This window comes from Rhizobium sp. NFR12, assembly GCF_900108545.1.
In the GTDB taxonomy this organism is placed as follows: Bacteria; Pseudomonadota; Alphaproteobacteria; order Rhizobiales; family Rhizobiaceae; genus Neorhizobium; species Neorhizobium soli.
On record NZ_FNWM01000004.1, the window covers coordinates 332,063 to 357,605 of the forward strand.

At 60.7% G+C, this 25,543-nt stretch carries 25 protein-coding genes and 1 tRNA gene; 8 read left to right on the forward strand and 18 right to left on the reverse strand.

Features of this window, described 5'->3' with window-relative positions; all coding sequences use genetic code 11:
* Positions 1-48 precede the first annotated feature (48 nt).
* From BLW69_RS18000 to BLW69_RS18035, 8 genes are all read right to left on the reverse strand, one after another.
* Positions 49-837, reverse strand: a complete 789-nt coding sequence (locus BLW69_RS18000) for a purine-nucleoside phosphorylase (RefSeq protein WP_092663901.1) — start codon at positions 835-837, stop codon at positions 49-51.
* A complete protein-coding gene (locus tag BLW69_RS18005; RefSeq protein WP_092663903.1) occupies positions 834-1,238 on the reverse strand; it encodes a cytidine deaminase in 405 nt (134 codons plus the stop codon). The genes BLW69_RS18000 and BLW69_RS18005 overlap by 4 nt, the downstream gene beginning before the upstream one ends.
* A gap of 5 nt (positions 1,239-1,243) precedes the next feature.
* Positions 1,244-2,215: an ABC transporter permease gene (locus tag BLW69_RS18010; RefSeq protein WP_092663905.1), complete on the reverse strand. Its 972-nt coding sequence runs from the start codon at positions 2,213-2,215 to the stop codon at positions 1,244-1,246.
* Between the two features lie 4 nt (positions 2,216-2,219).
* Positions 2,220-3,338 carry an ABC transporter permease gene (locus tag BLW69_RS18015; RefSeq protein ID WP_092663907.1) on the reverse strand — a complete coding sequence of 373 codons (1,119 nt, stop codon included), beginning with the start codon at positions 3,336-3,338 and terminating at the stop codon, positions 2,220-2,222.
* Positions 3,339-3,414: 76 nt separating this feature from the next.
* A complete protein-coding gene (locus BLW69_RS18020) occupies positions 3,415-4,935 on the reverse strand; it encodes an ABC transporter ATP-binding protein (RefSeq protein ID WP_092663909.1) in 1,521 nt (506 codons plus the stop codon).
* A 78-nt stretch (positions 4,936-5,013) separates the two neighbouring features.
* On the reverse strand, positions 5,014-6,006 hold the full coding sequence (locus BLW69_RS18025; RefSeq protein ID WP_092664135.1) for a BMP family lipoprotein: 993 nt from the start codon (positions 6,004-6,006) through the stop codon (positions 5,014-5,016).
* A 253-nt stretch (positions 6,007-6,259) separates the two neighbouring features.
* Positions 6,260-6,910, reverse strand: coding sequence for a peptide-methionine (S)-S-oxide reductase MsrA (gene msrA / locus BLW69_RS18030; RefSeq protein WP_092663911.1), 651 nt, complete (start codon positions 6,908-6,910; stop codon positions 6,260-6,262).
* A 41-nt stretch (positions 6,911-6,951) separates the two neighbouring features.
* Positions 6,952-7,281 carry a hypothetical protein gene (locus BLW69_RS18035; RefSeq protein WP_062578669.1) on the reverse strand — a complete coding sequence of 110 codons (330 nt, stop codon included), beginning with the start codon at positions 7,279-7,281 and terminating at the stop codon, positions 6,952-6,954.
* Positions 7,282-7,468: 187 nt separating this feature from the next.
* Here BLW69_RS18035 and BLW69_RS18040 point away from each other — a divergent pair.
* Positions 7,469-7,558 (forward strand) — tRNA-Ser (locus BLW69_RS18040).
* Positions 7,559-7,606: 48 nt separating this feature from the next.
* Here BLW69_RS18040 and BLW69_RS18045 read toward each other — a convergent pair.
* Both BLW69_RS18045 and BLW69_RS18050 read right to left on the reverse strand, forming a co-directional pair.
* Complete coding sequence (locus BLW69_RS18045) at positions 7,607-8,614, reverse strand: NAD-dependent epimerase/dehydratase family protein (protein ID WP_062454140.1); 1,008 nt, start codon at positions 8,612-8,614, stop codon at positions 7,607-7,609.
* A 63-nt stretch (positions 8,615-8,677) separates the two neighbouring features.
* Positions 8,678-9,073, reverse strand: coding sequence for a response regulator (locus tag BLW69_RS18050; protein WP_062454141.1), 396 nt, complete (start codon positions 9,071-9,073; stop codon positions 8,678-8,680).
* 191 nt (positions 9,074-9,264) lie between these two features.
* On the opposite strand from BLW69_RS18050, the gene BLW69_RS18055 reads away from it, so the two are divergent.
* Positions 9,265-9,666: a DUF1236 domain-containing protein gene (locus tag BLW69_RS18055; RefSeq protein ID WP_062454142.1), complete on the forward strand. Its 402-nt coding sequence runs from the start codon at positions 9,265-9,267 to the stop codon at positions 9,664-9,666.
* A gap of 73 nt (positions 9,667-9,739) precedes the next feature.
* Here the strand turns inward: BLW69_RS18055 and pncB are convergent, their stop codons facing one another.
* The 7 genes from pncB to BLW69_RS18090 all read right to left on the reverse strand — a co-directional run bounded on the left by pncB (position 9,740) and on the right by BLW69_RS18090 (position 18,534).
* Positions 9,740-11,044 (reverse strand): nicotinate phosphoribosyltransferase, encoded by a 1,305-nt coding sequence (pncB, locus tag BLW69_RS18060; RefSeq protein ID WP_062578663.1) that lies wholly within the window; start codon positions 11,042-11,044, stop codon positions 9,740-9,742.
* Positions 11,045-11,203: 159 nt separating this feature from the next.
* The gene (locus tag BLW69_RS18065) at positions 11,204-11,548 is read right to left on the reverse strand and encodes a hypothetical protein (RefSeq protein WP_139283899.1); all 345 of its coding nucleotides are present in this window, start codon (positions 11,546-11,548) and stop codon (positions 11,204-11,206) included.
* Positions 11,549-11,657: 109 nt separating this feature from the next.
* Complete coding sequence (locus BLW69_RS18070; protein WP_092663915.1) at positions 11,658-12,608, reverse strand: 2-hydroxyacid dehydrogenase; 951 nt, start codon at positions 12,606-12,608, stop codon at positions 11,658-11,660.
* 22 nt (positions 12,609-12,630) lie between these two features.
* Complete coding sequence (locus BLW69_RS18075; protein ID WP_092664137.1) at positions 12,631-14,259, reverse strand: ABC transporter ATP-binding protein; 1,629 nt, start codon at positions 14,257-14,259, stop codon at positions 12,631-12,633.
* Between the two features lie 4 nt (positions 14,260-14,263).
* Entirely contained in the window at positions 14,264-15,406 is a 1,143-nt protein-coding gene (locus tag BLW69_RS18080; protein ID WP_092663917.1) for an ABC transporter permease, read from the reverse strand.
* Entirely contained in the window at positions 15,406-16,491 is a 1,086-nt protein-coding gene (locus tag BLW69_RS18085; RefSeq protein ID WP_092663919.1) for a microcin C ABC transporter permease YejB, read from the reverse strand. Before BLW69_RS18085 ends, BLW69_RS18080 begins: the two co-directional genes overlap by 1 nt.
* A 201-nt stretch (positions 16,492-16,692) precedes the next feature.
* Positions 16,693-18,534 carry an extracellular solute-binding protein gene (locus BLW69_RS18090; RefSeq protein WP_092663921.1) on the reverse strand — a complete coding sequence of 614 codons (1,842 nt, stop codon included), beginning with the start codon at positions 18,532-18,534 and terminating at the stop codon, positions 16,693-16,695.
* Positions 18,535-18,711: 177 nt separating this feature from the next.
* Here BLW69_RS18090 and mepA point away from each other — a divergent pair, with 177 nt between their 5' ends.
* The 6 genes from mepA (at position 18,712) to BLW69_RS18120 (ending at position 24,719) form a co-directional block, all read left to right on the forward strand.
* Positions 18,712-19,785 (forward strand): penicillin-insensitive murein endopeptidase, encoded by a 1,074-nt coding sequence (gene mepA, locus BLW69_RS18095; protein WP_092663923.1) that lies wholly within the window; start codon positions 18,712-18,714, stop codon positions 19,783-19,785.
* 101 nt (positions 19,786-19,886) lie between these two features.
* Positions 19,887-20,261 (forward strand): methylglyoxal synthase, encoded by a 375-nt coding sequence (locus BLW69_RS18100; RefSeq protein ID WP_092663925.1) that lies wholly within the window; start codon positions 19,887-19,889, stop codon positions 20,259-20,261.
* A 16-nt stretch (positions 20,262-20,277) separates the two neighbouring features.
* A complete protein-coding gene (locus BLW69_RS18105) occupies positions 20,278-21,297 on the forward strand; it encodes a glucokinase (protein ID WP_092663927.1) in 1,020 nt (339 codons plus the stop codon).
* A 134-nt stretch (positions 21,298-21,431) separates the two neighbouring features.
* Positions 21,432-23,219: an ABC transporter ATP-binding protein gene (locus BLW69_RS18110; protein WP_092663929.1), complete on the forward strand. Its 1,788-nt coding sequence runs from the start codon at positions 21,432-21,434 to the stop codon at positions 23,217-23,219.
* Positions 23,220-23,242: 23 nt separating this feature from the next.
* Positions 23,243-24,061: a 4-hydroxy-tetrahydrodipicolinate reductase gene (gene dapB, locus BLW69_RS18115; protein WP_092663931.1), complete on the forward strand. Its 819-nt coding sequence runs from the start codon at positions 23,243-23,245 to the stop codon at positions 24,059-24,061.
* 22 nt (positions 24,062-24,083) lie between these two features.
* The gene (locus tag BLW69_RS18120) at positions 24,084-24,719 is read left to right on the forward strand and encodes a 2,3-bisphosphoglycerate-dependent phosphoglycerate mutase (RefSeq protein ID WP_062454154.1); all 636 of its coding nucleotides are present in this window, start codon (positions 24,084-24,086) and stop codon (positions 24,717-24,719) included.
* 64 nt (positions 24,720-24,783) lie between these two features.
* Here the strand turns inward: BLW69_RS18120 and phnF are convergent, their stop codons facing one another.
* Positions 24,784-25,509 carry a phosphonate metabolism transcriptional regulator PhnF gene (phnF, locus tag BLW69_RS18125; RefSeq protein WP_092663933.1) on the reverse strand — a complete coding sequence of 242 codons (726 nt, stop codon included), beginning with the start codon at positions 25,507-25,509 and terminating at the stop codon, positions 24,784-24,786.
* Positions 25,510-25,543: the final 34 nt, after the last annotated feature.

A 25,543-nucleotide genomic window follows, 5' to 3' on the forward strand; every position in this document is an offset into this window, starting at 1 on the left:
CCCGGGAGGTCGCCGGCGGACATATATCCGGGTGGATTGAAACGGAAATCAGGCCAGCATTTCCTTGAGGATCGCAGCCAGTCGCTGACCGCCGACCGGTGCCATATCCTTGGTTTCATCGTGGCTGAGTTCGGCGCCCGTCATGCCGGCACCGAAATTCGTGATCACGGAGGCTGCTGCGACTTTCATCCCGAAATAGCGGGCGAGGATGACTTCCGGCACGGTGGACATGCCAACGGCATCGGCGCCGAGCGTTCGTGCCATGCGAATTTCCGCGGGCGTTTCGAAGCTCGGGCCTGAGAACCACATGTAAACGCCGGAAAACAGCGGAATTCCGGCTCGTATCGACGCATTGCGCATATCGAGCGTCAGGCCGGAATCATAGGCCGAGGTCATGCCGACGAATCGCTGGTCGCCGCGTTCGCCGATCAACGGGTTTATGCCGGAATAGTTGATGTGATCGGAAATCTGCATGACCGAACCCGGCGGCATGTCTTCCCGGAGCGAGCCTGCGGAATTGGTGAGGATCATGGTCTGGACACCGAGACCGCGCATCACCTCGATCGGGAAGCGCATCGCCTTGGCATCGCCGTGCTCGTAATAATGCGCACGGCCGGACAGCATGATCACAGGTTCTTCGCCGAGGTAACCGGCGACCAGTTCACCGGCATGGCCTGTGACGCCGCTGACGGGGAAGCCCTCCAGCATCGTATAGGGAATGCGGACCTGATCGCGCACTTCCTCCACAAGCGTTCCAAGGCCGGAGCCCAGCACGATCGCATGGCGCGGAATGAGGCCGTCCAGCCGGTCGACGAGCAGATCGATGACGTCTCTCATCCGATAAGATCCGTCTCAAAGGCGTAGGGCAGAAGTTCTGCCATAGTCACGGTCTTCTGCACGCCGGCGTCATCGCAGAGATAGATAAGCGTATCGGCGGAGGCGAATTCGGAGATCTTCTGGCGACAGCCGCCGCAGGGCGTGCAGAGCGGAAGCTTTTCGGCAATGACTGCAAGCTCCCTCACCTTCTTGCCGCCGCCCATGATCATGGCGCCGATTGCCGTCGGTTCGGCACACCAGCCTTGAGGGAAGGACAGGTTCTCGATATTGGCGCCGAGATAGACCTTGCCGTCATCGGCAAGGATGGCGGCACCGACCGGGAACTTGGAATAGGGCGCATGCGCTTTCGACATGGCATCGCGGGCAGCTTCGAACAGGTCGTGTGGCGAAAATTCGGACATCGCGATTAGCGCTCCTTGGTATAGGGGACACCGCCGGCCTTGGGCGGGCGGGCAATGCCGATAAAGCCGGCGAGTAGCACGCAGGTGAGGATATAGGGCAGCGCCTGGAAAATCTGCACCGGAACCTCGCCGATCATCGGAAGCGACTTGCCCTGCATGAAATTCGCGAAGGCATCGAGGAAGCCGAACAGCAGGCATGCGAACATGACCGGCACCGGTTTCCACTTGGCGAAGATGAGTGCTGCAAGCGCGATGTAACCCTTGCCGGCCGACATGTTGTTGATGAAGGCCGCCGACTGCGCGATCGCCAGATAAGTACCGGCAAAGCCTGCGAGAAAGCCGGTGACGATCAACGCCCTGTAGCGAAGCCAGCTGACCGAGATGCCCGCCGTATCGACCGCACCGGGATTTTCGCCGACCGCGCGAAGACGAAGGCCGAAGCGCGTGCGGTAGAGGATCCACCACGACAACGGCACCATTAGGAAGGCGATGTAGGTGAGGATATTGTGGCCGGAGATCACGTTGGCATAAAGCGGTCCGATGATCGGCACCTCACGCATCATGTCTGCGCCGGGAAGGGTGATGCTGGAGAAGCGGCCGGATGCAGGAACCTGTCCCGTGCGTCCGCCCTGGCTGAACCAGGCCTGGCCAAGCACGATGGTGAGGCCCGCCGCGATGAAGTTCAGCGCCACGCCGGACACGATCTGGTTGCCGCGGTTGGTGATCGAGGCAAAGCCGTGCAGCATGGAGAACAGGATGGCGGTGACGATGCCAGCACCTAGTCCGGCCCAGGCATTGCCGGTGTAATAGGCGACGCAGGCCGAGGCGAATGCCGATACCAGCATCTTGCCTTCAAGCCCGATGTCGAAAATACCGGCGCGCTCGGAAAACAGGCCAGCGAGTGCGGTAAACAGCAGCGGGATCGACAGGCGGATCGCGGAACCGAGAATGCTGATGAAAACTTCGAAATAATCCATGCGCCTATCTCCCCCCTGCCGGCGATCGGGCAAATTGCTGGTAGGCACGCACGATGGCCGGCCGAAGCATATATTCGAGCGCACCGGCAAACAGGATGACCATGCCCTGGATGACGACGATCATGTCGCGGGTGATCGCGGGCATGTCGAACGAAAGCTCGGCACCGCCTTGATATAGGATGCCGAACAGCAGTGCCGAAAGAACGATGCCGGCCGGGTGGTTGCGTCCCATCAGGGATACCGCGATGCCGACGAAGCCGGCGCCACCGACGAATTCGATCTGCAGACGGGCGGATGCTCCCATGACGGGGTTCAGCGCCATCATGCCGGCAAGGCCGCCAGAAATCAGCATCGTGATCATGACGATCTTCGAATATCCGATACCGGCATAGCTTGCGGCAGAGGGGCTGATGCCGAGCGTGCGCATTTCATAGCCGAGCTTGGTACGCCAGATCAGGACCCAGACGAGGAAGCACATGATGAGTGCGATCAGGAACGAGAAGTTGAGCGGAGCAGCGCCGAGCTTGCCGCCGAACATCGCGATCAGCCAATCAAGCTTCGGCAACTGGCCGCCCGGCAGAAAGGTGCGGCTTTCCGGCGCCATCTTGCCGGGCACGATCAGCATGTGGACCAGCACGTAGTTCATCAGCGACGAGACGATGAAATTGAACATGATCGTGGTGATGACGATGTGGCTGCCGCGCTTGGCCTGTAGCCAGGCAGGGATGGCGGCGCAGGCGGCACCGAAGAGTGCTGCCCCGATGACCGCAAACGGCATCGTCACATACCAGGGAACATAGGCATCGAGCGAGAGCGCCACCAGCGCAGCACCAAGACCACCTAGATACGCTTGGCCTTCCGAGCCGATGTTGAACAGGCCGGAATGGATCGCGACTGCGACCGAAAGACCGGTGAAGATGAAGCTCGTTGTATAAAACAGGGTGAAGCCGATGCCTTCGCCGCGGCCGAGTGCACCGACCAGAAGCAGCTGCAGCGCTTCGAACGGGTTTTCGCCGATCGCCCACACCACGATGCCGGAAAAGAAGAACGCGAGCGCGAGGTTGACCAGCGGGATGACGCCGTAATTGATCCAGCCAGGCAAGGGCACGGATGCGGTACTCATGCGCCCTCTCCCTTCCAGTCGTTTGCAGGGAGAAGCCCAGGCATTGTAAACTCCAAAAATATCATTCCAGGCCTGATCATGCTGCGATCCCGGCCATCATCAGGCCCAGTGTCTGCTCAGCGGCTTCGCCCGACTTTTCGCCGACGACCTTGCCGGCGAACATGACGAGGATACGGTCCGACAGGGAGCGGATCTCGTCGAGTTCGACCGAGACCAGAAGCACGGCCTTGCCGGCATCGCGCGTATCGATGATGCGCTTGTGGATGAATTCGATCGCGCCGATATCGACGCCGCGGGTGGGCTGGCCGATGATAAGCACGTCCGGATCGCGTTCGATCTCGCGGGCAACGACGATCTTCTGCTGGTTGCCGCCGGAGAAGTTGGCGGTCTTCAGCCGCGCATTCGGGGGGCGGATGTCGTATTTGACGATCTGTTCCTCGGCCTGCTTGCGGATCGCGTCGAGGTCGAGCATCGCCCCGCCATAGCGGCGGTCGCGATGATAGCCGAGGATGGAGTTCTCATATTCCTCGAATTTGAGGACGAGGCCCATGTGATGGCGGTCTTCCGGAATGTGCGCGAGGCCAAGCGCGCGCAACATGGCGGGATCTGAACCGGCAATCGACTGGCCGTTGACGATGATTTCGCCTGATGACGGCTTGCGGATGCCGGCGATAGCCTCCAGCAGTTCCGACTGGCCATTTCCGGCAACACCGGCAATGCCGACGATTTCGCCGGCACGGACCTCGAACGACACGTCGTCGACCATGGTCACGCCGCGGCTGTCCTTGACGGTGAGGTTCTTGACCGACAACAGAACCCTGCCTGGATCGGCCTCGCCCTTTTCGACACGCAACAGAACCCGGCGACCGACCATCAGTTCGGCGAGTTCTTCCACCGTCGTCTCAGCAGTCTTGCGGGTGGCGACGATCTCGCCGCGGCGCATGACGGAGACCGTATCAGTGATCGCCATGATCTCGCGCAGCTTGTGGGTGATGAGAATGATCGTCTTGCCCTGGTCGCGCAGCACGCGCAGGACCTTGAACAGGTGGTCAGCCTCGGGCGGCGTCAACACGCCGGTCGGCTCGTCGAGAATAAGGATCTCAGCGCCGCGATAGAGTGCCTTCAGGATTTCGACGCGCTGCTGGCGTCCGACCGGCAATTCCTCGATGACCGCATCGGGATCGACGTCGAGGCCGTAATCGTCCTCCAGACGCTTCAACTCCTTGCGGGCGCTGGCCACGCCCCGGCGCAGCAGCTGGCCGCCCTCGGCACCCAGCATGATATTTTCGAGCACGGTGAAATTTTCGACCAGCATGAAGTGCTGGTGCACCATGCCGATGCCCGACGAGATCGCGGCCTGGCTGTCGCGGATCGTCACCGGCTTGCCGGAAATGCGGATCTCGCCCTCATCAGCCTGATAGAATCCGTAGAGGATCGACATCAGCGTCGACTTGCCGGCACCGTTTTCTCCGATAATGCCGTGGATCGAGCCTTTGGCAACCGTGAGGTTGATGTTCTTGTTCGCGTGCACAGCGCCAAACTTCTTGTCGATCCCGACAAGTTCGATCGCCGGCTCTTTCGCAGGTTCGAAGCTCAATGATCCGCCCTTCCACTGGATATACAAAAAGGGCGCATGACGACATCGATCGCCATGCGCCCTTTGATGGTTACCTGCTTACATCGGGCAGGCGTTGTCCGACATGTAGTCGTGAACCTTGACTGTGCCGGCAATGATGTCAGCCTTAGCCTTGTCGACGGCTGCCTGCATTTCAGGGGTGATCAGCGACTTGTTGCTTTCGTCGATCGCAGCCGAAACGCCGTCTTCCTTGACGCCGAGCGACTGGATGCCGGCCGTGAACTTGTCGTCCTTCAGATCCTTGTAGGCATTGTAGACAGCCAGATCGACGCGCTTGACCATCGAGGTCAGGACCGAACCCGGATGAAGGTGGTTCTGGTTGCTGTCGACGCCGATCGAGAACTTCTTGTTGTCGGCCGCCGTCTGAAGCACGCCAAGACCGGTCGCACCTGCTGCCGCGTAAACGACGTCGGCACCCTGATCGATCTGGTTCTTGGTGAGCTCGCCACCGCGAACCGGGTCGTTCCAGGCCGCGCCGGTCGTGCCGGTCATGTTCTGGAACACCTGCGCATCAGGCTTTGCTGCCTTGACGCCCTGGGCATAGCCGCAACCGAACTTGCGGATCAGCGGAATATCCATGCCGCCGATGAAGCCGACCTTGCCGGTCTTCGAGGCGAGGCCTGCGAGAACGCCGACGAGATACGATCCTTCCTCTTCCTTATAGAGAACGGAACGCACGTTCTTCAGGTCAACGACGGAATCGACGATGACGAACTTGGTGTCCGGGAATTCCGCAGCAACCTTCTCCATCGCCGATGTCCAGGCGAAGGAAACGGCGACGACCGGGTTATATCCGCGGCTTGCGAAGTTGCGGATAGCCTGCTCGCCCTGCGTATCGTCCTTCGGCTCGAAGTCGCGATAGTCGGTGCCGGTTTCCTTTTTGAACTGCTCGGCGCCGGCATAGGCTGCTTCGTTGAACGATTTGTCGAACTTGCCGCCGGTGCCATAGACGAGCGCCGGCTTGACTTCAGCGGCGATCGCTGTCGACGACAGCGCGGCCACGGCGACGAGGCTCAAAAGTGTTTTTTTCATCATTCAGCCCTGTTTTTTTAAGTTAGGTCCTCCCGCAGCGCCTCACAAAGGTATCGCTCACGGTCACCTGCCCCCCTCTTCGAAGGCTTGGCTGTCGAATACTCTTGCATGGGTGTTGGAAAATTTCACGAGATTTTTTTCGTTTGGTAAAAAACCACAGGCAGGTCGCAACCCTGCTCAAGGCTTCACCAAATTCGCGCCGGCGTCGCTCAAATCCATAGCGGCCTGGGATGATTTTAGGCAGCCAGCCCGGCTAGGCGACAGGACAGCTCACCCCTGTTCCGCGCAAGCCGCAATAGCCGCCGGGGTTCTTCGCCAGATACTGCTGATGGCACTCCTCGGCGTAGTAGTACTTGCCAATCGGCGCGATCTCGGTCGTGATCGAGACGTCACGCCCCGCAGCAGTCAATGCAGCCTGAAACGCGGCAAGCGCCTTGGCGGCCGCAACCACCTGCTCTGCCGACGTGGTATAGAGCGCGGACCGATAGGTCGTGCCGATATCATTGCCCTGCCGCATCCCTTGCGTCGGATCGTGCTCCTCGAAAAACAGCTTCAGAAGCTGACGGTAGGAGACGATCTCCGGATCGAACACGACTTTCACGATTTCCGCGTGACCGGTCAGCCCGGTTGTTGTCTCGTGATAGGTCGGGTTCGGGGTCAAGCCGCCCGCGAAGCCGACCGAGGTGACATGAACGCCCGGGACTTGCCAGAACAGCCGCTCGGCGCCCCAGAAGCAACCCATGCCGAAATACGCCACATCCAGACCTTCCGGATAGGGTTCCTTCAGCGCGCGGCCGTTGACGAAATGATGGTCCGACGTTGCGACCGGTGTCTCTCTGCCGGGCAGGGCCTTTTCAACCGATGGCATGACAGTTTTCTTGCTGAACATATCGATCAAGAACATTTCAACCTCCCGAGTGAGGCGCGCCTCGCCTGCCTCTTGCCCTACCTAGCAGAAAAACGCCCGAACGGCGCGGGTTTCCTGTATCCGACCATCCAGAAAAACAGTGCCAGCCCGAGAAAGATCGCAAAGGCCGGCTGCGCCAGAACCGGGGCCACATAGGGACGCCAGATATCCGAGCCGACATAGGAATTGGCGGAAATCTCCGCCATCGTCAGGCCTTCGGGATCGAAGTTCAGCCAGGCATTGCCGAGGCTTGTCATGACGACCGAGGAGGAGGAAACCGAATTGACCGAGTCCATCGTGCCGGCGACGACGGCTGCGATGAGCGCCGCGAGGCTCAAAGCCCGCATCAGAAACCTTACCGTCCTCATCGCAGGCTCCCCTGATGGCACTCAATCGCTGCAGGAAGCAAAATAGTGGCAAGCCTGATCCGTGACAACGCATGACATAAGATTTGTGCAACTGGCGCAAATCGTCCAGATTCCGGTTGATCCTTGCAAATTCATTGGTATATATCGCGCCGACCGCTGCTTCGCCCAAGGCTTGCGTCGGTTTTAAGGACAGGTGGCCGAGTGGTTGAAGGCGCACGCCTGGAAAGTGTGTATACGTGAGAGCGTATCGCGGGTTCGAATCCCGCTCTGTCCGCCATCACTTCCCAACCCAATCTTCAGACTTCCCCGTTGAATATCCCGAGCGCTAGTCGATCTGGCTGCGGTGTTCCAGATACCATTCGACGAAAGCGCCGACGCCCTCGTTGAGGCCGATCTCGGGTTTGCGGCCGGTCAGTGCGAGCAGCAGGTCGGGGCTTGCGAAAGTGCGGGGGACGTCGCCCTGCTGCATCGGCAGCATTTTCCGCTTGGCCGGCTTGCCCATGATCTTCTCGATCGTTTCGACGAAATCCATCAGACCGGCAGGCTGACCACCGCCGATATTGACGATGCGGAACGGACCCTGATGCGACAGCGTGTCGATACCGGCGACGCGGTTGTCTTCAGACGGAATGATCGACGCGAGATCCACGATCGAATCGACGAGGTCGTCGATATAGGTGAAATCGCGGCTCATCTTGCCTTCGCCGTAAATCTCGATTTCCTGATCCTCGATCATCGCCTTGACGAATTTGAACAGGGCCATGTCCGGCCGGCCCCAGGGGCCGTAGACGGTGAAAAAGCGGAAGGCCGTGGTCGGGATCTTGTAGAGATGGGCGTAGCTATGGGCCATCGCCTCCATTGCCTTCTTGCTGGCCGCATAGAAGGTGAGTGGCTCGTCGGCCTTGTCGGTTTCGCGGAAGGGAATATCCGGATTGGCACCGTAGACCGAGGAGGTCGAGGCCAGCAGAAGGTGGCCGACATTGGCTTCGCGGGCCGCTTCGAGCACGTTCCACGAGCCGATCAGATTGCTATCGAGATAGGCCTTGGGGTTTTCGAGACTATAGCGGACGCCCGCCTGGGCTGCGAGATGGACGATCACGTCAGGTTTGAATTCGCGGGTTGCCGCCTGCAGCGTTTCCCGGTCTTCCAGCATCGCCTCGACGGGGCGGAAGGAGGGAAACTGCACGAGGCCGGCGACGCGGGCTTCCTTGAGCTTGAGGCTGTAATAGGGCGTCATTCCATCGAAGCCGAGAACCTCGTGACCATCCTGGAGCAGACGCCGCGCCAGATGGAAGCCGATAAATCCCGCCGTGCCAGTGATGAAATACCGCATCAATCGTCCCGCAATTGCTTTGCGTAACGTCATAACCGCTTGATGCGGCTATGGACAGACCAATTAGTGGAACAGCCGCAGCCTTGCCGGCGGCGTTCCCTGACGGCCATTCTTGCGATCCACCGCAAACTGGATGAGATCCATGGAGGCCTGATCGGTCAGGGGCTTCGCCATAACGCCCACAACGCCTGAAACTCCGGATGCGACAAGACCCGGATTGCCCGTGATCATAATGACGATGATGCCGAATTCGGCAAGCGTCTTGGCGATTTCAGGACCCGTCTCCCCATCCGCCAGCCTGACATCCACGAAAGCGATGTCGGTCTCTCGGGTGTAGTTCAAGGCGACGGTCATGTCGGGTGCAATGCCCACGACGTCGTGCCCGCTGCGATGGACGGCATCCTCGATGTCCATGGCGACAAGCAAGCTGTCTTCGACAATCAGAAATCGGTATTCCACATCAAATTCCTCTGCGCGTTGAAGGAAAACATAGGCGGAAGCGCGGCAGAGGCAAGCCCTGCTCCACATCCGCCGATGCCAAGAGCGCCGCACAACGTTACATCCGGTTACGAAAGGTGACAACCGCTCCGGAACGAGTTTGCGAGTTCTACCGTTGTTAGGCCCGAGCGTATAGAAAAAGGAGAACCACCATGAAGAAGCTGACATTTGCTTCCTGCATCATCCTCGCGACAGCCTTTACCGGCCAAGCCTTTGCACAGCAGGGTACTGTTACAGGCGCCGCAGGCGGCGCGGTCACCGGCGCGATCGTTGGCGGCCCGGTTGGCGCTGCAGTTGGTGGCGTTATCGGCGCCGTTGCCGGGACAGCAATCGACCCACCACCGCGCGAAGTCGTGACCTACGTCCAGGAACAGCCGCTGCCTACCACCGCCTACCGGGTCGAGCAGCCGATCGCCGTCGGCAAGCGGATCCCGCAGACCGTCGTCGTGACCCCTGTGCCAAGCAATCCGAAATACGCGTACACGGTCGTCAACAACCAGCGCGTCATCGTTGATCCGGAAACCAACACCGTGGTTCAGGTGATCGAGCAGTAAGTTCGGTCTGACATCACCAGACCGACAAGGCCCGGCGAGCTTCCTCGTCGGGCCTTATTGATTGCGGAAATGACTAGACGACGACCTTTTGGTCGACCCGGTCTTCCTGACCGAAGAATTTGAGATAGCGCTCGACTTCCGACGGTTCGCCGGTAGCCTTGCGGGGATTGTCGGAAAGCTTGACGGCGGGGCGGCCATTCGCTTCGGTCACCTTGCAGACGACCGAGATCGGCTTGAGACCGGCGATTTCCTGTGGCGCACAATCGGCAAAATCATTGGTGAGGTTTGTCCCCCAGCCGAAGCTCATGCGTGCCCGTCCCTCGAAATGGCGATAGGTATCGACGATTGCTTCGACATCCAGACCGTCCGAAAAGATCAGCAGCTTTTCTCTCGGATCACGCCCCATCTTGTTCCACCAGGCGATGATCTTTTCGCCGCCTTCGATCGGCGGCGCGCTGTCGGGACGGAAACCGGTCCAGTCGGCAACCCAGTCCGGAGCGTCGCGCAGGAAGGCGGCCGTGCCGAACGCATCGGGAAGCACGATCAAGAGGTTGCCGTGATAAAGTCGGTTCCAGTCTTTCAGCACCTGATAGGGTGCCTGACGCAGGTCCTCGTCGGTCTCCGCCAAGGCTGCGGCCACCATGGGAAGTTCGTGCGCGTTGGTGCCGACGGCTTCGAGATCGGAATCCATTGCCAGGAGCACGTTGCTCGTCCCGGTAAAGGCACCGCCGATGCCTTCCTTCAGGGCCTCGACACACCAGCGCTGCCACATGAAGCTGTGGCGGCGGCGGGTGCCGAAATCGGAGATACGAAGACCGGGAAGCGTGCGCAGACGCTCGACCTTCTCCCACATCTTGGCCTTCGCACGGGCATAGAGCACATCGAGGGTGAAATAGCCGAGCGTCCGCATGGCGGAGCGGGACCGCATTTCGTTGATGATCGCCAATGCGGGGATTTCCCACATCGTCGTCTCCATCCACTTGCCGTGGAAGGTCAGCTCGTATTGGCCGTTATGCTTGGAAAGTTCGTATTCCGGCAGTTTAAAGGTCGACAGCCAGGTCAGGAATTCCGGCTCGAAAATCTGCTTCTTGCCGTAGAAGGTGTTACCGGTGAGCCAGATCATTTCCTTCTTGGAAAGACCGACAGTGCGGGCATGGTCGAGCTGCTCGCGCAAGGCAGCCTCGTCGATTTCCTCGGCGAGTTTGACGCTCGTCGTCCGGTTGATGACCGAAAAAGTCGCGTTGACGTCCGGATAAAGTTTCCAGATCATCTGCAACATCAGCAGCTTGTAAAAATCGGTGTCGATCAGACTGCGTATGATCGGGTCGAGCTTCCAGGTGTGGTTATAAACCCTGGTCGCAATATCAGTCTTCGTCATGCCTGCCCCTGCCCGGCCAGACGGCCGGCTCCACCACATCGGCGTCTCGCGAGATTTCGAAACCCTGCGCCAATCCCGGGCAAAGTCTTATCGGCAAATGACTTGGCAAGTCCAGAACGCAATTCGGCCGCGTGATCGCGGCCGAACGAGACGGGCCAATCATGGATTTCCAGAGGGACGATCATTGGTTGTCGGGGCCTGCGGCTGGGTGACCGGTGCGTTGCTGGGTGCTGCGCCGGTGGAGTTGCCAGGTGTCGTGCTACCAGCCGGTGGCGTGGCGGTCTGCTCCGTCGGAGCATCTGTCGATTCGCCCCACCACTCGGCGCCGCTCCAGGCGACGACCGCAAGAACGAGACCGCAAACCAGCACGATCAGCATCGGCTTGCCGTAGGAACCCTGCCGCGCTTCGGTCGCAGTTTCCTGAACCGGTGCGCCGTTCGGGTTGGAACTTGTGCCGCGCGAAACGTTCGGTGTGGGTTTGTCGGCATCGAAACGGGTGTTCATGATCACTCCTCCATTGCCGGCATCATCGTCGTCACGCCGGTCCATGCCAGCTAAACCGCGGGTTGGTGCGAATGGTTCCGTTGAGGCCCCGCGGGATTGGGAACAGGGGCTAATAGCCGGCTGTGCGGTCCACGACGTGCTGCAGTGCCTCACCGGCTTCGAACCGCTGCATCTGCACCTCGGCATTGCGAAACAGCGCGCGGATATCCGATGCGGAGGCTGCGTGCGGCGTCACGATGACGTTGTCCATGGACCAGAAAGGGCTCTCCTTCGACAACGGCTCCTGTTCGAAGACATCCAGCGACGCTCCACCCAGCATGCCACTCTCGAGCGCCGACACGAGATCGGCCTCGACCTGGCTGCCGCCGCGGCCGGCGTTGATGAAGACCGGTTTGCCAAGAGCGCCGCCTTGACGGAGTTTCGCAAACAGCGACGAATCGAACAGGCCGCGGGTCTCCGGCGTCAGCGGCAGGAGGCCGACGAGGATATCGGTTCGACCGAGAAATGCATTTAGACCATCGGCATCGAACGTCTCGACGCCCTCGATCACCTTGGCACTGCGCGACCAGCCGACGACGTTGAAGTCCATGACCTTGAGCTTGGCGACGGAATCGAGACCGAGCTTGCCAAGACCCATCACGCCGACCGTCAGGTCCTTTGCCTCCGGCTGGGCCAGTTCGCGCCACTCGCTGCGACGCTGCTGGGCAAGATAGGTCGGCATCTGTCGCAGATGGCTCAGCGCCTGCAAGACAACCCATTCGCTCATGCGTGTCGTCAGGCTCTGATCGACGAAGCGGACGATCGGGCGATCCGGCAGTCCGGGTGTGGCGAGGATGGAATCGACGCCGGCGCCGCCGGAAAAGAGCACGTCGAGGTTCGGCGCGCGCTGGAAGAGATCGACATCCGGCTTCCACATGACCGCATAGCGCGCCTGTGACAGATCCGCCGACTTGTCTGCAGCATGCAGGACGGTTCGCCCAGGGAACGCTCCCTCGAGGGCCGCGTGCATTTCACGCTGCTCGAACTTCAGATCGATGACGACCGCGCCTTTTTCGGACATGACTTATTCCCGGAGTTTGAGATTACTGGTTGATGGCGCCGGCTTCGACGGCTTCCAGGTTGAAGGCGGCGGCCATCAGGGCGCGCGTATAATCCTCGCGGGGCGCCCGGAAAATCTGATCGGCCGGGCCCTCTTCGACCACTTTGCCGAGCCGCATGACGATGACGTGGTTGGCGAGCGCCTTTACCACCTTCAGGTCATGGCTGATGAAGAGGTAGGCGAGGTTGTGCTTTTTCTGCAGGTCGCGCAGGAGATCAACGACCTGCGCCTGCACGGTCATGTCGAGCGCCGATGTGGGTTCGTCGAGCATGACGAAGCGTGGCTTCAGCACCATGGCGCGGGCAATCGCGATACGCTGCCGCTGGCCGCCGGAGAATTCATGCGGGTAACGCCAGCGCGTGGCCGGATCGAGCCCGACTTCGCCAAGCGCCCAGACGACGCGGGCATCCCGCTCATCGGCCGAAAGCTGGCTCTCATGGACCTTGAGACCTTCGGCAATGATTTCGCCGACCGGCATGCGCGGGCTAAGCGAACCGAACGGATCCTGAAACACGACCTGCAGCCTGTCGCGGAACGGGCGCATCTGCTTGAAGGAATAGTTGCCGATATCGTTGCCGATGAAGACGATGCGGCCTTCCGACGAAATCAGCCGTGCGAGCGCCAGGCCCAGCGTCGTCTTGCCGGACCCGGATTCGCCGACGACGCCTAGCGTTTCCCCGGCGCGCAGCGTCAGGTCGACGCCGTCGACCGCCTTGACGTGATCGACAACCCTGCGCAGGAAGCCGGCCTTGACCGGGAACCATACACGGATGTCCTTGCCTTCCATTACGACAGGGCTCTTGGGATCAACGACCGGCGGTTCGCCGCGCGGTTCGGACGCCAGGAGGTGCTGGGTATAAGGGTGCTGCGGCTTGGTAAAGACGTCCTCGACGCTGCCGGCCTCGACAATCTTGCCCTTGGTCATGACGCAGACGCGATCGGCGAATTTGCGGACGATGCCGAGATCGTGGGTGATGAACAGCATCGACATGCCGTGCTCGCCCTTCAGCGCGCGCAACAGATCGAGGATCTGTGCCTGCACCGTGACGTCGAGCGCCGTGGTCGGTTCGTCGGCGATCAAGAGTTTCGGCCGGTTGGCAAGCGCCATGGCGATCATCACGCGCTGGCGCTGGCCGCCCGAAAGCTCGTGCGGATAGGCCTGTAGGCGCTTTTCCGGATCGCGGATACCGACCTGGTTCAGCAGTTCCAACGTACGATCCCGCGCCGTCTGGCCGGAGACGCCCTGATGCAGGTCGAGGATCTCGCCGATCTGCTTCTCGATCGTGTGAAGCGGATTGAGCGAGGTCATCGGCTCTTGAAAGATCATCGTGATGTCGTTGCCGCGCACTCGGCGCAGGTCCGGCTCCGATGCCTGGAGGAGATCGCGGCCATCAAACAGGATCTCGCCGGAAGGATGGCTTGCCGCCGGATATGACAGGAGCTTGAGGATGGAATTGGCGGTTACCGACTTGCCGGATCCGGACTCGCCGACAAGCGCCAGAACCTCGCCGGGGTTTATGTCGAACGACACCTTATCGACGGCAAGCGTCGTTGCGCCGCCTTGGTGAAAGGCGACGGAGAGATCGCGAACGGAAAGAAGCGGTTCGGTCATGGTTTCACCCAAACGTCTTTCTCGGATCGAAGGCATCGCGCACCGCCTCGCCGATGAAGATCAGCAGCGACATCATGATCGACATCGTGAAGAAGGCCGTGAGGCCGAGCCATGGCGCCTGAAGGTTGTTCTTGCCCTGGGCGATCATTTCACCGAGCGACGGCGATCCGGCCGGCATGCCGAGGCCCAGAAAATCGAGCGAGGTCAGTGTCGCAATCGAGCCCGACAGGATGAAGGGAAGGAAGGTCAGGGTTGCGACCATCGCGTTCGGCAAAAGGTGCCGATACATGATCGTGGCATTGCCGACCCCCAGGGCGCGGGCGGCCCGCACATATTCGAAATTGCGGGCGCGCAGGAATTCCGCCCTGACGACGCCGACAAAGCCTACCCAAGAGAACAATAGCATGATGCCGAGCAGCACGAAGAAGCCCGGCGGCAGAATGGCGGCGATGATCAGCAGGATATAGAGCACCGGCATCGACGACCATATTTCGATGAAGCGCTGCATCAGGAGATCGACCCAGCCGCCGAAATAGCCCTGAATGGCGCCTGAGGTCACGCCGATGACGGCCGAACAGATGGTGAGCGCCAGGCCGAACAGGACGGAAAGACGGAAACCGTAGATCATCCGCGCCATGACATCGCGCGCCTGGTCATCCGTGCCGAGCCAGTTGAGATTGCCGAGGCTGCAATTGGGATCCTGCGCTCCTTGCGGATACGCCTTGCAGCGTTCCTCTGCGGACATCAGCCAGAAGGGTTTCGTGGGAGCCGAGTGAGGGATCTGCGAATTCACCGTCTGATAGGAATAGCGGATCGGCGGCCAGATCATCCAGCCATTGGCCTCGATTTCCTGCTGGATGAAGTCGGAGCGGTAATCGGTCGTGGCGAGGAAGCCGCCGAATTTCTCTTCGGGATAATCAATCAGGACCGGATAGAGGATTTCGCCCTTGTAGGACGCAATGATCGGCCGGTCGTTGGCGATCAACTCGGCGGACAGCGCCAGAACGAACAGGACCATGAAGATCCAGAACGACCAGAAGCCGCGCTTGTTGGCACGGAAATTGGCCAGCCGTCGTCGATTGGTCGGCGACATCAGCGGGCGCTTTACGGGGATTGTCTCGGACGGTGTCACGGCAGGTGTCTGCATCACACGTCCCTCCGCTCGAAATCGATGCGCGGATCGATCCAGGTATAGACGAGGTCGGAGATCAGGCTCACGACCAGTCCCATCAGCGAGAAGATGTAGAGCGTGCCGAACACGATCGGATAATCGCGGTTGATGATGGAGAGGTAACCGAGGCGGCCGAGCCCATCTAGCGAGAAGATGTTTTCAATCAGCAGCGAGCCTGTGAAGAAGGCCGAGATAAAGGCGCTCGGGAAACCGGCGATGACGATCAGCATGGCGTTGCGGAAGACGTGGCCATAGAGAACCTGCCGCTCGTTGAGACCTTTGGCCCGGGCGGTCGTGACATACTGTTTCTTGATCTCGTCGATAAAGGAATTCTTGGTCAGAAGCGTCGTCGTGGCGAAGGCCGATAGCGACAGCGCGATCAGCGGCAGGGTCAGGTGCCAGAAATAGTCGATGATCTTCTGCCACCAGGTGAGTTCGTCGAAATTATCCGAAACGAGACCGCGCAAGGGAAACCAGTCGAGAAACGATCCGCCCGCGAACATCACGATCAACAGGATGCCGAACAGGAAGCCCGGAACCGCATAACCGACGATGACGATGCCCGACGTCCAGACATCAAAGGTCGAGCCATCCTTGACCGCCTTGCGGATGCCGAGCGGGATCGAGATCAGATAGGACACGATCAGAATCCAGAACCCGAGCGAGATCGACACCGGCAGCTTGTCGATGATCAGGTCGATCACGGACGTGTTGCGGAAGAAGCTTTCGCCGAAATCAAAGCGCGCATAGTTCCACATCATGTCGAGGAAGCGGGTGAGCGGCGGCTTGTCGAAACCGAATTGCTGCTCAAGCTTCTTGATGAATTCCGGATCGAGCCCCTGGGCGCCGCGATAACGCGATTCATCGCCACCGCCACCCTGGCCCATGAGATCGCCACCGCCGCCCGAAAGGCGGTCGCCACTATCCTGTCCCTGAACCTGCGCAATGATCTGCTCGACAGGCCCGCCGGGCGCGAACTGCACGACAAGGAAGGAGATTGCCATGATGCCGACCAGCGTCGGGATCATCAGCAGCAGGCGACGAAGAATATAGGCGCCCATCAGAGCACCCTGCTTTGCGGCTGCGGCCCGATGCCGGACAAAACTCCGGACGCACGTCCGCTTCGCACGTCTGCTGGGACTGCTCTCGCATCACCGAAATCCGGCGCAGGGGTCAAACGGCAATCCTCATCGTAGGTGCGAATCAATCGGGTCATTTGGAACAGGTGCGCAGAAGCCGCGCAAGCCCGTCAGTTTCTATGATCACTTCTTGGCCGCGGTCGACGACCATGTCGAGGGGAAGCCGATACCATATTCCGGCAGCTTTGCCGGATGGGTGATCCGGTTCCAGTAGGCGACCTTGGCTTCGCCGGAGTAGAAGAGCGGAACCACGTAACGTTTTGCCAGCAACACGCGATCCATCGCCTTGACCGCAGCCACCTGGTCGTCACGGTTCGGCGCGAAGACGATTTTCTTGATCAGGGTATCGACTGCCGGATCGGCGATGCCGGCAAAGTTGCGCGAGCCATTGCGATCGACCGACTCCGATCCCCAGTAATCCGCCTGTTCGTTGCCGGGGTTCATCGATTGTCCCCATACGTTCCAGATCATGTCGTAATCGAAGCTGCGGGTTCGATTGATATACTGCGAGGAATCAACGGTGCGAAGCCGTGCCTCCACCCCGATCTTTTTCAGACTTGCCACGAAGGGATTGACGGTACGCTCCAGCGAGGCGCTGCCGAGCAGGATCTCGAAACTCATCGACTGTCCGGTTTTGGCATTGACCATCCGGTTGCCTTTCAACTCCCAGCCCGCCTCTTTGAAAAGGCTGATTGCCTTGCGCAGATTGTCACGAACCTTGTTGGGGTCGCCACCGACCGGATTTGTAAACGGGGTGGTGAAGACCGATGGGGGAACCTGGTCCTTCACTTCGTTCAGGATCTCAAGCTCGCGTCCCTGCGGCAGACCGGACGAAGCAAGTTCGGTTCCCCAGAAGAAACTATCGACACGCTTGAGACCACCAAAGGCGAGGTTCTTGTTCAAATCTTCAAAATCGAGCGCGTAATTCAGTGCCTCACGGACCCTCGCGTCCTTGAACATATCGCGCCGGCCATTCGGCACGAGCGCCTGCATGATGCCGCTTGCCCTGAATGGATTGGCGAGCGCTTCCTTTTTGATGCGCCCGTCCTTCACAGCGTCGAAATCATAGCGGGTGACCCACCGGCTGGAACTGTTTTCCTGCCGGTAATCGATCGTGCCGGCTCGGAAAGCCTCGAACTCGACATCGGCATCGGAGAAATAGGTGTAGCTGACGGTCCTGAAATTATTCTGGCCGAGGTTGATGGGCAGGTCTTTACCCCAGTAGTCGTCGCGCAGTTCGAAGCGGATGGCGGATCCGGGCTGCACCGAAGCGATCTTGTAGGGCCCGGACGCCATCGTGGGCTCAAGCGTCGTGCGGGAAATGTCGCGTTGCTTGCCGGCCGCATCCTTGCCTTCCCACCAATGTTTCGGGAGGATGGGGAAGTCACCGACGATAGATGGCAGCTCGCGATTGTTTTCCTGGTCAAACCGGAAGGTTACTTCGCGGTCGCCGGTCTTCTCGACGCTTGCGACATGGCGATAATAGCCGGAATACATGGCACTCAGCTCCTTGAGCTTCGCCATGCTGAAGATAACGTCCTCCGGCGTGACCGGCTGACCGTCAGCCCATGTCGCTTCCGCTCGCAGCCTGAACGTAGCAGTCGACATGTTCTCCGGATAAGACACCGCTTCGGCCAGGAGACCATAGGTGCTGAAGACCTCGTCCTCGGACCGTTTCATCAGCGTGTCGTAAATCATACCGACACCGGCTGCGGAAGCTCCGCGGTCTATCGCCGGGTTGAGGTTGTCGAACGTCCCCTCATCCGCCAGACGCAGTTCGCCTGCCTTCGGAGCGTTGAGATCCACATAGGGCAGTTGCTTGAAATCTGGGGGCAGAGCAAGATCGCCGATGACGGCGACACCATGCCGCCACCTGGTGCCTGCATCCTGTGCCGCAACGGATGTGCCAATGACCGCGACGGCTGCCACGGTTACAAAACCCATCTTCCACCAAGCCAAGCCCATGCAACATCCCTTTGTCATTCGTGTTGCAGTGAAGCATAGGGCAAATAACAGCAAAAGACAGGCAGCGGAGGTCACAAGCGATTTATCCGCGCAATCTCGCAGCGAATGCGATCTCCATTTCAACAAAATCGCATTTCACGGTAGAAGAAGGACTGATTTGATTTGCGGCGGATGTGCATGAGACCGATTTCTAAGACCATTCTGGGCCTGGCTGCTGCCGCTTTGTTTTGCGGTGCGATTTCCGAACCTACGTTCGCCCAGGAGGAAAGGACTGCCAAACAGCTGTTCGGTTCCGTGAAACTGCCCAACCGGGGCGATGCCGAACCGCTCGGCTTTTATGCCAAGGGCTGCCAGTCCGGCGCCGTGGCCTTGCCGACGGACGGGCCGACCTGGCAGGCGATGCGCCTTTCGCGCAATCGCCGCTGGGGCAATCCGGCGATGATCTCCCTGCTCGAGCAGTTCTCACGCGATGCGGCCGGTCTCGGCTGGGGCACGGGCATTCTGGTCGGTGATATCTCGATGCCGCGTGGTGGCCCGATGCCAAGCGGCCATGCCTCGCACCAGATCGGGCTCGATGCCGACATCTGGTTCACGCCGAAGCCGCAGCGGCCGCTTTCGCCGGCCCAGCGCGAAGACATTCCGTTCACCTCGATGCTGGACAAGAGCAAGTTCCTGACCGTCGACAGCCGCCGCTGGAGCCCGACCCATGCCCGTCTGGTAATGCAGGCTGCCAGCTATCCGCAGGTGCAGCGCGTTTTCGTCAATCCGGCAATCAAGAAAAAGCTGTGCGAGACCTGGACCGGCGACCGGAGCCTGCTTGGCAAGGTGCGGCCGGTCTATGGCCATGACGAACACTTCCACATCCGCATGAACTGCCCGCCGGGCGCTGCCGGCTGCGAACGCCAGGCATCGACGCCTTCCACCGACGACTGCAACAGCAAGGCGCTTGCCTGGTGGTTTACCAAGGAGCCCTGGGCACCGCCGAAGCCGGCGGATCCGAACAAGAAGCCGGTGAAGCCGCGCCAGGTGATGCTGTCCAATCTTCCCAAGGCCTGCGCTGCGGTTCTTAGCGCCCCCTCGCGCTCCGAGCAGGACGCGACTTTCCAGGGCGGTGGCCAGGGCGGCGGGATGGCCTACTCGCCATCGGTACCGCTTCCTGCCGCGGCCAGCAGTCTGGATACGATGACGGACGGCGAGATGCCCGGCCCGGGCTCCGACGTTCCGCTGCCGAGCCCGCGCCCTTCCCGCTGACCGGGATTCCGTCGGGACCATCTTTTCTTCCCGCCGGAGGCAGGCTAGAAGGCCAGCATCAATCGCCAGCAATCCGATCTACGGCTTTGCAGAGGAATTCCATGTCGACGCTTCCCTGCATCGCGCTTATTGCCCACGACCTGAAGAAGGACGAGATGGCGGAATTTGCGCGCCGGCATCAGGCGGCGCTGTCCCGCTTCCGTATCGTCGCGACCGGCACGACCGGTGGCCGCGTTCTTGAAGCCGCTCCCAATCTCGATGTCACCCGCCTGAAAAGCGGGCCGCTTGGCGGGGACCAGCAGATCGGCGCGATGATCGCCACCGGCGAAGTGGGCATGCTGATCTTCTTCATCGATCCGCTGAGTGCCCTTCCCCATGACGTCGACGTCAAGGCGTTGACCCGGCTTGCGACCGTCTACGATATTCCGATGGCGCTCAACCGCGCCACGGCCGAAAAGCTTGTTGATTTCCAGTAGGAGGAGAGAATTCGCCATGGCTGAAGTGCAACCGCACACATTCGCCTTCCCGATCCTGATCGGCGATATCGGCGGCACCAATGCCCGCTTCTCCATCCTCGTTGATGCAACGAGTGCGCCGGATCAGTTCCCGCATGTGCAGACGGCAGATTATGAGACGATCGACGATGCGATCGCAGATGTCGTCCTGAAGAACTCCGTGCACAAGCCACGCAGCGCGATCCTTGCGGTTGCCGGCCCGATCGACGGGGACGAGATCGACCTCACCAACTGCGACTGGATCGTGCGTCCGAAAAAGATGATCGGCGAACTTGGCTTCGATACGGTTCTCGTGCTCAACGATTTCGAGGCGCAGGCATTGGCCGTCGCTTCGCTGTCTGCGGCTGATCGCCAGCCGATTGGTCCGATCGCCGAAGCGACCGAGGCATCGCGCGTTGTCTTGGGTCCCGGGACAGGTCTTGGCGTTGCAGGGCTTGTCCATGCCCGTAACACCTGGTTCCCGGTTCCCGGCGAAGGTGGGCACGTGGATATCGGTCCGCGTTCGAAGCGGGATTTCGAGATCTTCCCGCATCTGCGTCGCATCGACGGCCGGGTGTCGGCCGAAGAAATCATTTCCGGCCGCGGTCTTCTCAACATCTACAACGCCGTTTGTGCTGCCGATGGCATTGCCCCGAGCCTGGACGCTCCGCCCGAAGTGACCGAACAGGGACTTTCCGGCGAAAACCCGCAGGCGGCGGAAACGATTGAGCTTTTCGTTCGCTATCTCGGTCGCCTTGCCGGTGACCTCGCGCTCATCTTCATGGCACGCGGCGGCGTCTTCCTCGGTGGCGGCATCTCGCCGCGGATCCTTGATGCATTGAAGAAGCCCGAGTTTCGTGAAGAGTTCGAAGACAAGGCGCCGCACAACGAGCTGATGAAGACCATTCCGACCTTCGTCGTCACGCATCCGCAGGCGGCCCTTGCCGGTCTCGCCAGCTTTGCGCGCTCGCCTGCGACCTACGGAATTGCGCTGGAAGGCCGTTGCTGGCAGCGGTAGTTGCGCCGGGCCGACGTGCCCGAATGCAACAGCGCGATGGAATCACCCGCGATTGGCTGGCAAAAGCCTGCCCAAGCGTTTAATAGCGCCTTCGGAAATATACTCCGGCATGACGCCGAAACGGGAACGCCCTATTGAACGCCGCAAAAGACAAGAAGCGCCACGTGGATTCCGTCACCATCGTGAGCGTGCTCAAGCGGGTGATCGCCGAGAATGGCCGGGATCACGTGCGATCCTACGCGTTTGCAATATCCTGCCTTGTCATGGTCGCCCTTTCGACAGCCTTCACGGCGTGGATCATGGAAAAGGTCGTCAACGAGGCGTTCGCCAACAAGCGGGCGGATATCGTCTGGCTGATCTGCGGATCGATCCTTGCCGCCTTCGTGCTGCGCGGCTTTGCCACCTACGGCCAGGCCGTGACGCTGTCGAAGATCGGCAACAATATCGTCGCCCGTTATCAACGCCGGATCTACTCGCACCTGATGTCGCTGTCGGTCGGCTTCTTTGCCGAAGCTCGATCCGCCCATCTTGCAGCCCAGATCAGCCAGAACATCAACGGCGTTCGTGACGTCCTCAACCTGACGGTCACCTCCACGGCGCGCGATCTCCTGACGCTGGTCGCGCTGATCGGGGTGATGGTGACGAAGGACTGGGTCCTGTCGCTCATCGTCTTTGCGGTCGCACCGCCGCTTCTTTATGCGCTGCGCTACGTTTCCAAGCGCCTTCGCGCCGCCACAAGAGAGGCTGTTGAACAGAACAGCCGCGTGCTTGGCGCCATGCAGGAAACCATCCAGGGCATCGCCGTGGTCAAAGCTTTCACGATGGAAGGCGAACTCGACAGCAAGGTGAGCCGCATCATCAAAGCGGCAGAAGGCCGCGCCAACCGTATCGCCCGTCTGTCGGAGCGCACGTCGCCGCTGACCGAAACCTTTGCCGGCTTTGCGATCTCCAGCGTGCTGGCCTATGCCGCGTTCCGCTCGATCTATGACAACGTGCCGCCCGGCGCCTTCTTTGCCTTCGTCACCGCGCTGCTGATGGCCTATGACCCGGCACGACGGCTGGCCAAGCTGCAGGTGCAGCTCGACCGTGCCGTCGTCAACGCGCAGATGATTTATGCCCTTCTCGATATGCAGCCGGCACAGCGGGAAATGGCCGGTGCCAAGGATCTCGTCGTCGACAAGGCGCGCGTCGAACTGAAGAACGTCGTGTTCTCCTATGGGACCGGCAGCCCCATCCTGCGCGGTGTCGATCTTGTGGCCGAAGGCGGCCAGACCACGGCGCTCGTCGGACCATCGGGCGCCGGCAAGTCGACCATCATCAGCCTCATTCCGCGTTTCTACGACCCGGCGGAAGGTGCCATCCTGATCGACGGTCAAAACATTGCCGAGGTCACCAAGTCGTCGCTGCGCCATCAGCTCGCCTATGTCTCGCAGCAGCCCTACCTGTTTGAAGGCACGATCCGCGACAACATCCGCTACGGCCGGCCGGAAGCGACGGATGCCGAAGTCGAAGAGGCAGCAAGACTTGCCTATGCCCACGACTTTATCCTGGCGCAGCCGCTCGGTTACGAAACGCCTGTCGGCGAAAACGGCATGAGCCTGTCCGGCGGTCAGCGGCAGCGGCTTTCGATTGCCCGCGCACTGGTGCGAAATGCGCCGATCCTGCTGCTCGACGAAGCAACGTCTGCGCTCGACAACGAGTCCGAGGCCGCCGTTCAGAAGGCGCTCGATACCGCCATGCGCGGACGCACCGTCATCGTCATCGCGCATCGGCTTTCGACCGTCGTAAAGGCTGACAAGATCATCGTGATGCACGAAGGCCGGGTGATGGAAGAAGGCACGCATGAGGTTCTTGCGCAGCGCAAGGACGGGCTCTACGCTCGCCTCAACAACCTGCAACTGCCCGTCAAAGATTTTTCGTAAACTCTCTAGGAAACCCGTCGCCCATGGCCGCAAACGACATGAAGCTTGTAGTGGTTGGCGCGGCAGGCCGTATGGGCCAGGCCCTGATCCGGATCATCCACGAGACCGACGGCGTCACGCTTCATGCCGCAATCGAACGGGAAGGCTCAGCTTTCGTCGGCAAGGATGCCGGTGATCTTGCCGGAACCGGGCCGCTTGGCGTCATCGTCACCACCGATCCCCTGAAGGCGTTTCTCGACGCCGATGGCGTTCTGGATTTCACGGCACCCGCAGCAAGCGTGACGTTTGCCGGGCTCGCCGCACAGGCGCGCATCGTGCATGTGATCGGCACGACCGGCTGCGGACCGGAGCACGAGGAAAAAATCGAGGCTGCCGCCCGGCATGCAAGGGTCGTCAAATCCGGGAATATGAGCCTTGGCGTCAACCTGCTCGGCGTTCTGACCAGGGATGCAGCGAAAGCGCTTCCGGCTATCGGCTGGGATATCGAAATCGTCGAGATGCACCACAAGCACAAGGTGGATGCGCCATCCGGCACCGCGCTGCTGCTTGGCGAGGCAGCGGCTGCTGGTCGCGGCATCGATCTTGCCAGGCAGTCGGTGCGGGTGCGCGACGGCCATACCGGCCCTCGCCCTGCCGGCACGATCGGCTTTGCGACCCTTCGCGGCGGATCGGTGGTCGGCGATCATTCGGTCATCCTTGCCGGCGAAGGTGAGCTGGTGACGCTGTCGCACAGTGCCCGCGACCGCTCGATCTTCGCGCGCGGCGCGGTGACTGCGGCCGTCTGGGCGCGCGACGAAAAGCCGGGTTTCTATTCCATGCTCGACGTTCTCGGGCTTTCTTGACACTATCGGAGGAATTCAATTCATGAGCGGTACACTCGTCCTCGTTCGCCACGGCCAGAGCGACTGGAACCTGAAGAACCTTTTCACCGGCTGGAAGGATCCCGAGCTTACTCCGCTCGGCATTCAGGAAGCCGAGACCGGCGGCCAGGCGCTTGCCGATACCGGCATCAAGTTCGATATCGCCTTCACCTCCGACCTCAAGCGCGCGCAGGATACGCTGAAGATCGTGCTCGACAAGCTCGGCCAGACCGACCTTGAAACCATCCGCGACCAGGCCCTGAACGAGCGCGACTACGGCGATCTCTCCGGCCTCAACAAGGACGATGCGCGCGCCAAGTGGGGCGAGGAACAGGTGCATATCTGGCGCCGTTCCTACGACATCCCGCCGCCAGGCGGCGAGAGCCTGCGCGACACCGGTGCCCGGGTATGGCCCTATTACATGACCGAGATCCTGCCGCGCGTGCTGCGAGGCGAAAAGGTGCTTGTTGCTGCCCATGGCAATTCGCTGCGCTCGCTGGTGATGGTTCTCGACCGTCTCAGCAAGGAAGAGATCCTCAAGCTCAACCTCGCGACCGGCGTGCCGATGGTCTACGTACTGAACGCGGATTCGACCGTCGCTTCGAAGAAGGTTCTGGGCGACATGTCCGCCGCGCATTAATACGCGCCAAGTCTTCAAGATCGCGCCGGCTCGCATGGACAATGCGGGCCGGCGTTTGCATTTGTCAGTTCTCGATCGTGAACTGCACCATGTCGGCCGGGAAACGGCTGATCGCATACTGCACGGGCACGCCTTCCGGATCGGCGTTCAGTGCGCGCGTTACCAGCAAGATCGCACCCGGCGACAATTCCAGATCTGCAAGGTCGGCGCTTTCGGCGTGGACCGCCGTAACCTCGGTCGAGACGCGGAGATAGTCGGTCAGGCCGATTGCCGCGAAGGCTGCGGTGATGGAGCCGCTGTCGCGATAGGCGTCGGCGATCCCTGAAAAGCGATCGGCCGGGAACCAGGCGGTTGCCCGTGATACCGGACGGCGATCCGCTTTGCGCAGGGTTTCAAGCCGGATCACGGCAGCGCCGACCGCAAGCTGCAGGCGCGACGCCAGGTCCGGTGTCGCCGATTCCTCGGACGCCGCCAGCAGCAGACCTTCCTTTTCTTTCGCCTGATCACCGATGCCCTCGCTGAACCGGGTTCGCCTGGAAATCGGGAAGTTCAGCCGCTCCTTGCGCTCGATCAGCGTTCCCCGTCCCTGAACGGCCCGCACAATGCCCTCCTGCGCCAGCGCTGCCAGCGCGCTTCTCACCGTATGGCGGTTCACGCCGAACTCCGCCGCCAGCGAGATCTCCGGCGGCACCTTGCCGGTCGCATCGTAATCGCCGTTTGCGATCGCCGTGCGGATACGGTCGGCTATCTGCCGCCACAACGCGACGCCGCTCTGCCTCTGAACAATCACCCGATCAGTACCCCTGTCACACGCTTGTTATAAG